Origin of the sequence: Streptomyces sp. NPDC091416, assembly GCF_044756845.1 — a bacterium.
Classification (GTDB): Bacteria; Actinomycetota; Actinomycetes; order Streptomycetales; family Streptomycetaceae; genus Streptomyces.
Genome location: NZ_JBIVTU010000015.1, coordinates 215,346 through 227,637, shown reverse-complemented (window position 1 = coordinate 227,637; position 12,292 = coordinate 215,346). Strand labels below are relative to the sequence as shown.

9 protein-coding genes are annotated in these 12,292 nt (G+C 70.5%); 6 read left to right on the top strand and 3 right to left on the bottom strand.

Translation table 11 applies throughout. From position 1 onward, the window contains the following. Nucleotides 1-91: 91 nt before the first annotated feature. Nucleotides 92-2,383 carry a glycoside hydrolase family 3 N-terminal domain-containing protein gene (locus ACIQMX_RS35030; protein ID WP_363076445.1) on the bottom strand — a complete coding sequence of 764 codons (2,292 nt, stop codon included), beginning with the start codon at nucleotides 2,381-2,383 and terminating at the stop codon, nucleotides 92-94. Between the two features lie 125 nt (nucleotides 2,384-2,508). On the opposite strand from ACIQMX_RS35030, the gene ACIQMX_RS35025 reads away from it, so the two are divergent. Together ACIQMX_RS35025 and ACIQMX_RS35020 are read left to right on the top strand one after the other, a co-directional pair. Then, on the top strand, nucleotides 2,509-3,108 hold the full coding sequence (locus tag ACIQMX_RS35025) for a TetR/AcrR family transcriptional regulator (protein WP_363076443.1): 600 nt from the start codon (nucleotides 2,509-2,511) through the stop codon (nucleotides 3,106-3,108). Between the two features lie 288 nt (nucleotides 3,109-3,396). Continuing rightward, on the top strand, nucleotides 3,397-6,396 hold the full coding sequence (locus ACIQMX_RS35020; protein WP_402484169.1) for a carbohydrate binding domain-containing protein: 3,000 nt from the start codon (nucleotides 3,397-3,399) through the stop codon (nucleotides 6,394-6,396). A 93-nt stretch (nucleotides 6,397-6,489) separates the two neighbouring features. Here ACIQMX_RS35020 and ACIQMX_RS35015 read toward each other — a convergent pair whose 3' ends face one another. Continuing rightward, nucleotides 6,490-7,407 (bottom strand): carbohydrate kinase family protein, encoded by a 918-nt coding sequence (locus ACIQMX_RS35015; protein ID WP_363070243.1) that lies wholly within the window; start codon nucleotides 7,405-7,407, stop codon nucleotides 6,490-6,492. Between the two features lie 210 nt (nucleotides 7,408-7,617). Between ACIQMX_RS35015 and ACIQMX_RS35010 the strand changes: the two genes are divergently transcribed. Further along, nucleotides 7,618-8,082 (top strand): hypothetical protein, encoded by a 465-nt coding sequence (locus ACIQMX_RS35010; RefSeq protein ID WP_363070241.1) that lies wholly within the window; start codon nucleotides 7,618-7,620, stop codon nucleotides 8,080-8,082. Between the two features lie 83 nt (nucleotides 8,083-8,165). Here ACIQMX_RS35010 and ACIQMX_RS35005 read toward each other — a convergent pair whose 3' ends face one another. After that, nucleotides 8,166-10,223, bottom strand: coding sequence for a SpoIIE family protein phosphatase (locus ACIQMX_RS35005; protein WP_363070277.1), 2,058 nt, complete (start codon nucleotides 10,221-10,223; stop codon nucleotides 8,166-8,168). Between the two features lie 211 nt (nucleotides 10,224-10,434). Here ACIQMX_RS35005 and ACIQMX_RS35000 point away from each other — a divergent pair, with 211 nt between their 5' ends. The 3 genes from ACIQMX_RS35000 (at nucleotide 10,435) to ACIQMX_RS34990 (ending at nucleotide 11,990) form a co-directional block, all read left to right on the top strand. Then, complete coding sequence (locus tag ACIQMX_RS35000) at nucleotides 10,435-10,689, top strand: WhiB family transcriptional regulator (protein WP_363070239.1); 255 nt, start codon at nucleotides 10,435-10,437, stop codon at nucleotides 10,687-10,689. A gap of 194 nt (nucleotides 10,690-10,883) precedes the next feature. Then, nucleotides 10,884-11,201 carry a YkvA family protein gene (locus ACIQMX_RS34995; RefSeq protein WP_363070237.1) on the top strand — a complete coding sequence of 106 codons (318 nt, stop codon included), beginning with the start codon at nucleotides 10,884-10,886 and terminating at the stop codon, nucleotides 11,199-11,201. A gap of 279 nt (nucleotides 11,202-11,480) precedes the next feature. Then, a complete protein-coding gene (locus ACIQMX_RS34990; RefSeq protein WP_363070235.1) occupies nucleotides 11,481-11,990 on the top strand; it encodes a DUF664 domain-containing protein in 510 nt (169 codons plus the stop codon). The last annotated feature ends 302 nt before the right edge of the window (nucleotides 11,991-12,292 follow it).

Below are 12,292 nucleotides of genomic sequence, written 5' to 3'. Positions count from 1 at the left end.
GCTGCCCACGCCCTGACCTCACCGAGTTCCCCACCCATATTCGGATCAACGACTGCCCTGGCCACCAGTCACACCAAACGCCGTTGCAGTACTAGCCCTTGACCGTGAACCCCGCCCGCAGGAGCACGGCGTCGCGCGACGACGGACCGACGAGGAGTTCGAACGCACCCGGCTCGACGATCCGCCGGCCATCGGCGTCCACCAGGCTGCACTCGGCGACCGGCAGTTCGATGACGACCTCGCGCGACTCGCCGGGGGCCAGCTGTACCTGGCGGTAGGCCTTGAGCTCCTTCTCCGCCCAGGTCACGGAGGTCACGGTGTCGCTGACGTACGCCTGCACGGTCTCCAGTGCGGGACGTTCACCCGTGTTGCGGACGGTGACCCGCGCCCGCAGGGTGTCACCCGTTCCGAGGACGTCGGTGATCACCTCCAGATCGGTGTACGCGACCGTCGTGTAGCTGAGGCCCTCGCCGAACACGAACGCCGGACGCTGTGTCAGATCGGCGTAACGCGTGCCGTGCTGGCCGCGGACCTGGTTGTAGTACGTCGGCTGCTGCCCCGCATGACGTGCGAAGGAGAGAGGCAGCCGCCCGGACGGCTCGATCAGGCCGAGCGCGAGTTCGGCGACGGCCCGGCCGCCGGGCATACCCGGGTTGAAGGCGTACAGGATCGCCGCGGCACGGTGGGCGGACGGCGGCAGGACGAGCGGCTTGGAGCTGATGACGACCACCACGACCGGCTTGCCCGTCGCGACGAGTGCGTCGAGCAGGGCGATCTGGCCGCCGATCAGCTCCAGGGTCGCCGTGGAGCGGCCCTCACCGACGAGCTCGATGCGGTCACCCACGACCGCGATCACGTGGTCGGCCGCCTCCGCGGCGGCGACCGCCTCGGCGATCATGGCCGCGGACGGCTCGGCCGGGACGACGATCTCGGGCCGCGGCTGCCCGTCCGGGAAGAACGCGCCCTCGGGGTCCGGGCCCACGGTCAGGATGTCGGCGCCCCGGGCATGTGTGACGGTCCAGCCCTCCGGCACGTGCTCGCGGAACCCGTCCAGCACGGTACGGATCATGGCGCGCGGGTGCCCGTCCGGCAGCCAGTCCGCCTGGCCCGACGAGCCCGCCCAGTCGCCGAGCTGGGTCTGCGCGTCGTCGGCGTTGGGCCCGATGACGGCGACCGTACGAGGCGCCGATCCGGCAGCCGCGACCGCACGGCCGTCGGGACCGGCCCCGAAGCCGCCGGCCAGCGGCAGGGTGCCGTCGTTGGCCAGCAGCACCAGCGAGCGGCGCGCCGCTTCGAGGTTCAGTCCGGCGTGGTCCGCGCTGCCGATCACCGCGGCCTGGCGCTCGCGGTCGGGGTGGCGCGGATTCTCGAACAGCCCGAGCTCGAACTTGAGGGTGAGGATGCGCCGGACCGCCGCGTCGATCTCCGCCTCGTCGAGCATGCCGGCGGCGACCGCCTCCTGTGCGCCCTCGAAGAAGGCTGGTGTCGTCATCACCATGTCGTTGCCCGAGCGGACCGCGGCGGCGGCCGCCTGCGTGTGGTCGGCGTACACATGCTGCTCCCACACCATGCGGCCGACGTTGTCCCAGTCGGTCACCAGCGTGCCGGTGTAGCCCCACTCGCCGCGCAGCACCTCGTTCAGCAGCCAGTCGTTGACCGTGACCGGCACCCCGTCCATGGACTGGTAGCCGAGCATGAACGTCCGGCAGCCCTCGCGGGCGACCCGCTCGAACGGCGGCAGGAACCACGAACGCAGCTTGCGCCGGGAGATGTCGGCCTCGCTGGCGTCCCGGCCGCCCTGGGTCTCGGAGTAGCCCGCGAAATGCTTGGCGCACGCCAGGACCGCCGTCGGGTCGTCAAGACCGTCGCCCTGGTAGCCGCGCACCATCGCCGAGGCCAGCTCGCCGATGAGGAAGGGGTCTTCGCCGAACGTCTCGCTCACGCGGCCCCAGCGCAGGTCCCGGGTGATGCACAGGACCGGGGAGAACGTCCAGTGGACGCCCGTCGCGGCCACCTCGACGGCCGTCGCCCGGGCGATCCGCTCCACCAGCTCCGGGTCCCAGGTGGCCGCCATGCCGAGCTGGGTGGGGTAGATCGTCGCACCCTCCCAGAACGAGTGGCCGTGGATGCAGTCCTCCGCGACGAGCAGCGGGATCCGCAGTCTGGTCCGCTCGGTGAGCGCGGCGGCCTCCAGCACCCGGTCGGGCGAGGCGTGGAGGATCGACCCCGCGTGCAACTCCTCGATGAGGTGCCGCACCCCGTCCTTCGCGTTCAGTTGAAGCATCTGGCCGGCCTTCTCCGGCAGCGTCATCCGGCCGAGCAGGTCGGCGACGCGCTCGGGGACGGACAGGGACGGGTCGAGATAGGGCAGGGAGGAGCCCACGGGAGTTCCTTTCACAACGTCGGTGACGTTCTGGGACCACCGTACGCTGAATCCCGACCGAGTGGTAAGTATGTAGGTGTGACAGCACGCCGGGGTGCCGTCCGACATGACCGGGAGAGTGGCGAGTGACGGGTGAGGCGCGTCGGGGTTACGCGAAGGGCCGCGCGAAGCGTGTGGAGATCCTGGACCAGGCCATGGCCATGTTCGGCGAGGCCGGGTACCGGGGCGCCTCGCTGCGTCTGATCGCGACCCGCTGCGGCATCTCGCACCCGGGCCTGCTGCACCACTTCCCCACGAAGGGCTCACTGCTGCTCGCGGTCCTCGAACGCCGGGACGAGGTGGACGGGGAGTGGTTCTCCGTCGGCGAGCCCAGGGGTGTGGACTGCCTGCGCCGACTGGTCGACCTTGCCGTGCTGAACGCCGAACGGCGGGGAATCGTCGAACTGTTCTCCGTGCTCGCCGCCGAGGCGACCTCTGCCGAGCACCCGGCTCATGCCTATTTCGTCGAGCGGTACCGCAATCTGGTCCGGAACACCGCCATCTCCTACGCGGAAGCCCGGGACGCGGGGGCCCTGCGGGAGGGGGTCGACCCCGGCTTGGCGGCGCAGCAGCTGGTCGCGCTGATGGACGGCCTTCAGACGCAGTGGCTCCTCAGCGACTGCGCGACGGACATGGCGGGCGTGATGCGCGCCCACCTGCAGGCGCAGTTGAGCGTGGCGCTCTGAGGAACGCCCGGGGCGGGCGCGGACGGTACGAGTGCCCGGAACTCTTCATTCCGAATGAGGAGGGCCAACTGCGTGGTGCCGGACCTCTTTACGGCCTTGTCATGTGCCGGTAACTTCCGGACTGCAAGAGATTGCAGCAATATTCCGGCTGGCATTTCAGTCGGAACGCCCCCATCGCTCGGACCTTGAGGCGCGTCAGGGTTTCCGGCGGGACGGCGCAGGTCCCCGATCCCTGCGTCCTGGACGCCACGGCTTCGCCGTCGCCGTGGCCCTTCCCTGGAGACACCGATGAAACGCACCCCTCACCGGCTGCTGAGACGCCCCCTGGCGGCAGCCACGGCCGCGGCCGCAGTGCTCGGCCTGTTCGCCGCACTGCCCGGCACCCCCGACCTCGACGCGAAGCCCGTCGCGGCCGCCGAGACCTCCACGACCGTCTTCTACTACACCAAGACGAAGAACTGGGCTGCGTACAACCTGCATTACGCGCCGGACGGCGGTTCCTGGACCTCCGTTCCGGGCGTGGCGATGGAGGCCGCCTGCACCGACTGGGTCAAGAAGACCGTCTCTCTCGGGAGTGCGGCCGGACTGCAGGCGACCTTCAACAACGGCTCGGGTGTCTGGGACAACAACGCCGGCAACAACTACGACCTGGGCAGCGGGAACGTCACCGTCAAGGACGGGGTCGTGGCCCACAGCGACCCGTGTGCGGGAACCGGCCCGGACCCGAGCCCGAGCCCGACCGACGACGGCGCGAACACCGCCTCGGTGTACTACTCGACGGCCACCGTCGGCTGGACCACCACCAATCTGCACTACCAGCCCGCGGGCGGTTCCTGGACCGCCGTGCCGGGCGTGGGTATGGAACCCGCCTGCACCGGCTGGGTGAAGAGGACCGTCGACCTCGGCACCGCCACCTCGATGCAGGCCGTGTTCAACAACGGCAACGGGGTCTGGGACAACAACAACGGCGGCAACTACACGATCCCGGCCGGTGTCAGCACCGTGAAGAACCGCACGGTGGCCAAGGACGCCAAGGACCCGTGCGTCGCCGAGCCGCCGGACACCGAGGCGCCGACCGTGCCCACCGAGGTGACGGCCAAGGCCGACGGGGTGGCCGTCATCGTCACCTGGGAACCCTCCTCCGACAACAAGAAGGTGACCAAGTACCAGGTCACCCGGTCCGGGGGGACGAAGGGAAGTGTCGTCACCGATGTGAGCTCGACGGTGCTCTCCGAGGCCGGCCTGGAGGAGAACACCGCCTACACCTACACGGTCAAGGCGGTCGACGCGGCGGGCAACACCTCCGCCGCCTCCGCCGTCGCGAAGGCGACCACGGGTGTCAGGCCGCCGACGGCCGCCCAGGGCAAGCCACTGGGCACCGACCCGCGCAAGGACCCGATCTACTTCGTCCTGACCGCACGCTTCAACGACGGGGACGCGAGCAACAACCGCGGTGGCAGCCAGGACGTGAAGTCCGGCAACGCCGCCAACAACGACCCGATGTTCCGGGGTGACTTCAAGGGCCTGGTCAAGAAGCTCGACTACATCAAGGGGCTCGGCTTCTCCGCCATCTGGATCACCCCGGTCGTCCTGAACCGGTCCGACTACGACTACCACGGCTACCACGGCTACGACTTCTACAAGGTCGACCCCCGCCTGGAGTCCGCCGGAGCCTCGTACCAGGACCTGATCAACGCGGCCCACGCCAAGGGCGTGAAGATCTACCAGGACGTCGTCTACAACCACTCCTCGCGCTGGGGCGCCAAGGGCCTGTTCACCCCGACCGTCTACGGCGTCCGGGACAGCCAGTGGAGCTGGTACTACGACGAGAAGAACGAGGGCTTCGAGTACGACGGACTGACCGTCGACCCCAAGAGCGGCAAGTCGTACTACAACGGCGACCTGTGGTCCACGGCCGAGCCCGCGGGCAACACCTGTCTCAACTGGGGCAAGGCGACCGGGGCCACCTCGCCCGAGGGCTACAAGATCTACAACTGCCAGTGGCCCAACCCCACGTCGGGCATGTTCCCGAAGGAGTACTACCACAACTGCTGGCTGGGGAACTGGGAGGGCGAGGACTCCCGGTCGTGCTGGTTGCACGACGACCTCGCCGACTTCAACACCGAGTCCGCACCGGTCCAGAACTACCTGATCGGCGCGTACAACAAGTACATCGACATGGGCGTCGACGGCTTCCGCATCGACACCGCCGTCCATGTCCCGCGCACGACCTGGAACCGCCGCTTCCTGCCCGCGATCCAGGAGCGCGTCACCCAGCAGTTCGGCGCCGAGGCCGCGAAGAACTTCCTGGTCTTCGGTGAGGTCGGCGCGTTCGTCAACGACAAGTGGAACCGTGGCTCGGTCAACCACTCCGCGCAGTTCTTCACCTGGAAGGAACGCAAGGAGTACGCCGCCGACGACGCCAAGGCCGCGCTGGAGATGTACGACTACGAGCAGCAGCTCGGCACGGGGGCACAGCCGACCTCGGACAACGCGTTCCTGAACGGCAACACGTACCACGTACCGGACCACAGCAAGTTCTCCGGCATGAACATCATCGACATGCGCATGCACATGAACTTCGGGGACGCCACGAACGCGTACAACAACGGCAAGGACTCCGACGACTCGACCAACGACGCCACCTACAACGTCGTCTACGTCGACAGCCACGACTACGGCCCCAACAAGAGCAGCGAGCGCTACACCGGCGGCACCGACGCCTGGGCCGAGAACATGTCCTTGATGTGGACCTTCCGCGGCATCCCCACCCTCTACTACGGATCGGAGATCGAGTTTCAGGCCGGCAAGAAGATCGACTGCGGCCCCACCTGCCCGCTGGCCACGACCGGACGGGCCTACTACGGCGACCACCTCGCGGGGAACGTCACGTCCTCCGAGTTCTCCAAGGTCGACTCCGCGGACGGTGAGGTCGCCAACACGCTGTCCAAGCCCCTGGTCAAGCACGTCCAGCGGCTCAACGAGATCCGCCGGGCCGTGCCCGCCCTGCAGATGGGCCAGTACTCCACCGAGGGCATCACCGGCCAGATGGCGTACAAACGCCGCTACACCAGTGGCGCGACGGACAGCTTCGCCCTGGTCACGGTCACCGGCGGAGCCTCGTACACCGGTATCCCCAACGGCACGTACAAGGACGCCGTCACCGGCGACACGCGGGTCGTCACCGACGGGAAGCTCACCGTCGCCGCCCCGGGCAAGGGCAACATGCGCGTCTACGTGCTGAACGGCCCGGGCATGATCGGGACCGCGGGTCCCTACCTGAAGTAGCCGGACGGCAGCGGGCAGCCGCCCGCCAAGCGAGCGCCCCGGCGGCCCGGGATCACCGGGCCGCCGGGGCGCAGGCGTGACCGGAGCGGCCGTCTACGAACCGCTGCCGTCCGCCGCCAGCAGGGCCTCCCGGCCGATCATGGCGGTGGAGCCGGGCGCCGTACAGGCGAAGGCACCTGCCACCGCGCCCAGCCGGGCGGAGCCGATGGCGTCCCGTCCTTCGAGACGTCCGTACAGGAACCCCGTGACGAACGCGTCGCCCGCGCCGTTGCTGTCCACCACCGGTGCGGGCGGCACGGTCGCCGGGACATGGCGCGGGTCCGGGCCGCCGTCGCGGGTGAGGACGTAGGAGCCCTCCGCGCCCGCCGTGGCCACCACGGTTCCGGCGCGGCCCTCGCGCAGGATCTCCCGCATCAGCGCGGGCGTACGGTCACCGGTCACCGCCGCGCTGAAGAACACGAGATCGGAGCGGAGGGCGAACTCCCGCTGATGGTCGGCCAGTCCGTCCCAGTCGTGCAGATCGGTGGAGACCGGGACACCGAGGGCCTCGACGTCGTCGTACAGGAAGCGGGTGAAGTTCATGATGGACAGATGGACATGGCGCGCGCGCCGCAGCCGTGGAAGGTAGAAGTCCTGCGGCATCCGCAGGTCCTCCGGATCGCGGGCGTCGTAGAACGACATCCGCCGCCCCGTCGCGTCCACCAGGTTCACCGCGCGGCGGGTGCCCGCCGCCGAGATCACCGGATGGAACTCCACATCGCCCTTGGCCAGCCGCTCGCGCACCTGCGAACCGGTCCAGTCGTCGCCGATGCAGTCGAGGAGCGCGACCTCCAGCCCCAGCGCACGCGCGCCGAGCGCCACGTTGCCCCCGGTCTGACCGGGCCACTCCTCGATCGGGCCGACCATCACCGCGTCGGCGAGCGGGACCGGCAGGGCGTCGACGCGGACGATCGTGTCCACCCCGCTGCCGCCGACCACCAAGACGTCGTACTCCGTTTGCTGTTGGACCACTGTTCCGCCTCTCCGTTCCCGCCGTGATCAGTATGGCGGAGGCCCCGTACGCCTGTCCGGCCCGTTCCGGGCGCGGATGCCGGGCGATGAGTCCGGCCCCGGGCACTCCCGGGCGGGCCGGGCACGGTCGGCCGTTCTCTGCGCGCGGCCGGGAGGCCCGCTGGCTATGCTCGACCGGGGGCCGACGACCTGACTCACCTGGAGGCACCCATGCTGTCGCTGCCCGAACGGCGTGACTTCCCGCCGCGCATCGCCACCGGCGCGTTCATCCTCAATTCCGGTCTGGGCAAGCTCAAGGCGGACGAGGCGACCCAGCAGGGACTGCACGGCATGGCCTGCACCGCCTACCCGTTCCTCAAGAAGATCGAGGCCGGCCGGTTCACCCGGCTGCTCGCCTGGTCCGAGATCGCGGTGGGCGGCAGTCTGCTGGTCCCCTTCGTCCCGACCAGGGTCGCCGGGCTGGCGCTCACCGGGTTCTCCGGAGGGCTGGTCGGTCTGTATCTGCGGGTGCCGGGCATGCGTGAACCCGGCAGTCTGAGCCCGACCCAGGACGGCGTCGCGCTGGCCAAGGACTCCTGGATGTTCGGCATCGGGCTGGGCTTCCTCGGCGCGGGCACCCGCGGGGCCGGAGCCACGGCACGCCGCTGCCGCCGGCACCGTGGGTGCGCACGCTGACCCACCCGGACCGCCCGGTCCGTACGCGAGGTGCTGGCACACGCTCCGCATGCCACTACGGGGAGCGTGCCACCACCCCGATCTCAGCCGCGCACCCGGGCCATCAGCAGGGCCACGTCGTCATGGTCCTGGGGAGCGCGCAGCTCGCGCAGCAACCGGTCGCAGGACTCCTCCAAGGACGGATCCGGATCGCGCAACAGCCCGAGCAGGCTGTCCAGCCGGCTGTCGATGTCGTCGTCCCGGGTCTCCACCAGCCCGTCCGTGTACAGCACGAGCCGGTCGCCCGGTCCGAGCGGGACGGTGACGTCGCTGAACGGCACACCGCCCACACCCAGCGGCGCCCCGGCCGGCAGATCGAGCAGACGCGGCGCACCGTCCCGGGGAACCACCACCGGCGGGAGATGACCTGCGGTACTCATCCGGCACCGGCCGGCCTCCGGGTCGTACACGGCATAGACACACGTCGCGAAAGGCGGGTCCAGGTCGGCGGTGATCTCGTCGAGGTGGCCCAGGACCTCCGCGGGCTGGAGAGCGAGCCTGGACAGCGTCTGCGTGGCGGTACGCAGCCGTCCCATCGTGGTGGCGGCGTTGATCCCGCTGCCCATCACATCGCCCACCACCAGCGCGGTCCGCCCGTGCCGCAGCCCGATGACGTCGAACCAGTCCCCGCCGACCTCGTACCGCGAGGCGGCCGGCTGGTAGCGGGACGCCACCTCCAGACCCACCGGATCGTGGTGGTCGCGCGGCAGCATGCTGCGCTGCAGGGTGAGCGCGGTCTCCCGCTGCTGCCGGTACAGCCGCGCGTTGTCGATGCCGATCGCCGCACGGGCGGCCAGCTCGCACGCCATCAGCTCGTCGTCCTCGGTGAACGGCAGCGGATTGTCCGTGCGGATGAGGTCGATCGCGCCCAGGACCTCGCCCCGCGCGATCAGCGGCACCGCCAGGTAGGAGTGCGCGCCCGCCTGCGCGAGGAGCGCGGCCGAACGGCTGTCCCGGGCGATGCGCGCGAGTATCCCCGCGTCGAGGTAAGGCTCCCGGACCGGCCGGGCCGTCCGCACACAGCGGGTGATCAACCGGTCGGCCCCGTACTGGGCGGCGTGACCGGGCGGATCCGCCGCCTCCACCACGGGGTTCGGCCGCGCCGCGACGATGGCCAGCGCCTGGATGAGGAGCGGCCCCTCCGTCAGGCCCGGGCGCCCCTTCAGGACGCTGTCCAGGACATCGACCGCGGCGACGTCGGCGAGCTCGGGCACGGTGACCTCCGCCAGTTCCCGGGCCGTCTGCTCCAGATCCAGCGTGGTGCCGATCCGCACCGAGGCATCGGCGATCAGCGCCAGACGGTTCCGGGCGCGCTCCACCTCGGCACCCGCCCGGTAGCGGTCGGTCACATCGATCAGCGAAACGGCGATCCCGAGCACCCGGCCTCCGGAGTCGTCCAGCCGGTACAGCGACACCCGCCACGCACGGTCGGTGTCCGGATCGGCCGGAGTGCGTCCCACGACCTCGTGCGACACCTGCGGCACTCCGCTCCTGAGCACCTCGCGCATCGCCGCCGTGATGGTGTCGGAGTCCAGGAAAGGCAGCGCCTCGCCCACCCGGAGGCCCAGATGGCCTCCCGCGCTGAGCCCGTCCATCCGCTCCAGCGCGGGATTGGCGGCGAGATAGCGCAGATCGTGGTCCAGGACCGCCAGACCGATCGGCGACTGGTCGACCAGGCGCACGGACAGCGCGAGATCGCGTTCGACCGCACGCAGCGTCGCCCCGTCCGCCGCCAGCCCGAGCGCGAAGAAGTCGCCGTGGTCGTCCTGCAGCCTCATGTTGCGGAATTCGAGCAGCCGGGAAGTGCCGTCCTTGTGCCGCACGGGGAAGACCCCCGCCCACGCCTCGCCGCTGCTCATCACCTCGGTGAACAGCCTCAGCACCAGCTCGAAGTGCTCCTCGTCCACGAGGACCTGTGCGGCGAACCGGCCCAGCGCCTCTCCGGGGGCGTAGCCGAGCAGCGCCTCCGCCTGCGGGCTCCACAGCACGATGCGCCCCTCGGTGTCCAGGACCATCGCGCCCACACCGAGGACGTCGAGCAGGCCACCTTCCGGGGAACGGTGCACGCCTTCCCTGCGCGCATCGCCCCAGCCGGTCCGCATGTCCTCAGTGCCGCCCACAGACGATCCTTCCCACGCAGTCCTCGCGCCCGGACGCAGTTCCGCTGTCTCCCATGGTCGCCCCGGAGCCACCACCCCCGCAGCTTCGACGGCTGAGCACGGTGTGCCGCGGAGGTTTCGGAAGCCCGAAGGCGGTCACCCGCAGCGTACGGAGGCGAAGAGCGGAAGACGACCGTCAGGAGAGTGAGAACCCATGGAGAACTGGCGCATGCGCGCGGCCTGCCGCGAGGACGACCCCGATCTCTTCTTCCCCATCGGGAGCACCGGCCCCGCGCTGGTGCAGACCGAGGAGGCGAAGGCGGTGTGCCGGGGCTGTCCCGTACGGCGGGAGTGCCTGCGATGGGCTCTGGACAACGGCCAGGACGCCGGTGTGTGGGGTGGCCTGGACGAGACGGAGCGGCGCGCGCTGAAGCGCCGTTCGCGCAGGCAGGCCAAGGATGCCCACTGAGGTCTCGCGTCTGGATCAGGCCGGGTCGGGGAGCGGGGTCCGGTGCGTGCGGCTGCAGGGCGGAGGAGCGAGTCGCTGCGGAGCATCGGCGGCCGACGACAGCGCCGCAGATGCGCGTGCCGGATCCCGCGAGCCCGGCATGATCCAGACGAAAGACCCTGGTATTTCTCCGGCAGCCGGGTACACGATGAAGCATGGACACCACGGCTTGGATCCTCATCGGCGCGGCTTTCGTGCTGCTCACCGTGGGCGTCGCCGGGGTTCTCCTGGTCCGGGTCCTGCGCGCCAGGAAGCTGCTGGCCGACGCCGGCATCCCGCTGCGCGACAAGGCGCTGTTCTGGGCCGCGGTGATCTACACGGTGTCGCCCGTCGACCTGGTGCCGGACCCCGTCTACCTCGATGACATCGGCTTCCTGCTGCTGGCCCTGCGTTCGCTGCACGGTGCCGCGCGGGCTGCCGGAGTGGGCCGGCACGCGGAACGGCCGGTGGAGACCCGGGGCCTCGTGCCGTAGGGCCGTGGCGGTGCATCCCGCGTGCGGGGAGCGGCGTCCGGGTTCCGGGCGTCGCTCGTGTGCGTATGGCCGGACCCGCCGTGGGAACCAGCCCTGTGCCCAGGCGTACGGCGCACGGGTCCCGGCCTCGGTGGCAAGGGGCGGTCCGGATACCCCGCCACCAGCGCCAGCGCCCACGCCGGCGGCCGCGACGGACATGCGCCGATGGTCCGGGGCGCTTCGCCCGGCGGGGGCGTGTCGGTGGCAGGACGCGGGCGGGGGAGCGGCCAAGGTGAGGGTATGAACGTCGCAGACATGCTCACCGATGGATACGCCCGCATCAGGGAGACCGTGCACGCGGCCGTCGGAGGTCTCGGACCCGACGACCTCAACGCCCGCCTGGACGACGGCGCCAACTCGATCGCCTGGCTCGTCTGGCACCTGACCCGTGTGCAGGACGACCACCTGGCGGATGCGGCGGGCACCGAGCAGGTCTGGTTCAGCGAGGACTGGGCGACGCGATTCGATCTGCCCTTCACCGAGGGCGCCACCGGCTACGGGCACAGCAGCAAGGAAGTCGGCGCGGTCAGGGTCGGCTCGGCGGACCTGCTGCTGGGGTACTACGACGCCGTGCACGCACGTTCGGCCGAGTTCATCTCCGGCCTCGACGGCAAGGCGCTCGACCGCGTCGTCGACGAGGCGTGGTCGCCGCCCGTCACCCTGGGCGTCCGGCTGATCAGCGTCCTGGCGGACGACCTCCAGCACGCGGGACAGGCGGCTTTCGTGCGCGGCTGCCTGGAACGCCGCTGAGGCTCTCGCCGGGACCGGCGGTCAACGGGGTCCCGCAGCCCTCGGCCCCCGCTGGGTCCGAGACATCACGTACGTGACCCCAGTCGACCTTCCTGAGTCCGAGAGGCGTTCGCGCCTCCTGAACCGCAACAGTCCCATGCTCAGCCCCGCATCGTCGTCGCCACGTCGGGGCGCTGCGAGCGGCTGGCTGAGCTGCTCACCGACGACGTGCCCCCGCTTTCCGGCGGCCGCGCTCGGCTGCGACCCCGGTCGGGCCCGGTGGGCCTGCTGCCGGCTCGCGGACTCGGTGCTGTCGAGGATCG

Coding starts and splice junctions, on each gene's coding strand:
- ACIQMX_RS34990 (WP_363070235.1), top strand. CDS start 11,481: ATGAACGTCGCAGACATGCTCACCGATGGATACGCCCGCATCAGGGAG.
- ACIQMX_RS35010 (WP_363070241.1), top strand. CDS start 7,618: ATGCTGTCGCTGCCCGAACGGCGTGACTTCCCGCCGCGCATCGCCACC.
- ACIQMX_RS35000 (WP_363070239.1), top strand. CDS start 10,435: ATGGAGAACTGGCGCATGCGCGCGGCCTGCCGCGAGGACGACCCCGAT.
- ACIQMX_RS35005 (WP_363070277.1), bottom strand. CDS start 10,223: ATGCGGACCGGCTGGGGCGATGCGCGCAGGGAAGGCGTGCACCGTTCC.
- ACIQMX_RS34995 (WP_363070237.1), top strand. CDS start 10,884: ATGGACACCACGGCTTGGATCCTCATCGGCGCGGCTTTCGTGCTGCTC.
- ACIQMX_RS35020 (WP_402484169.1), top strand. CDS start 3,397: ATGAAACGCACCCCTCACCGGCTGCTGAGACGCCCCCTGGCGGCAGCC.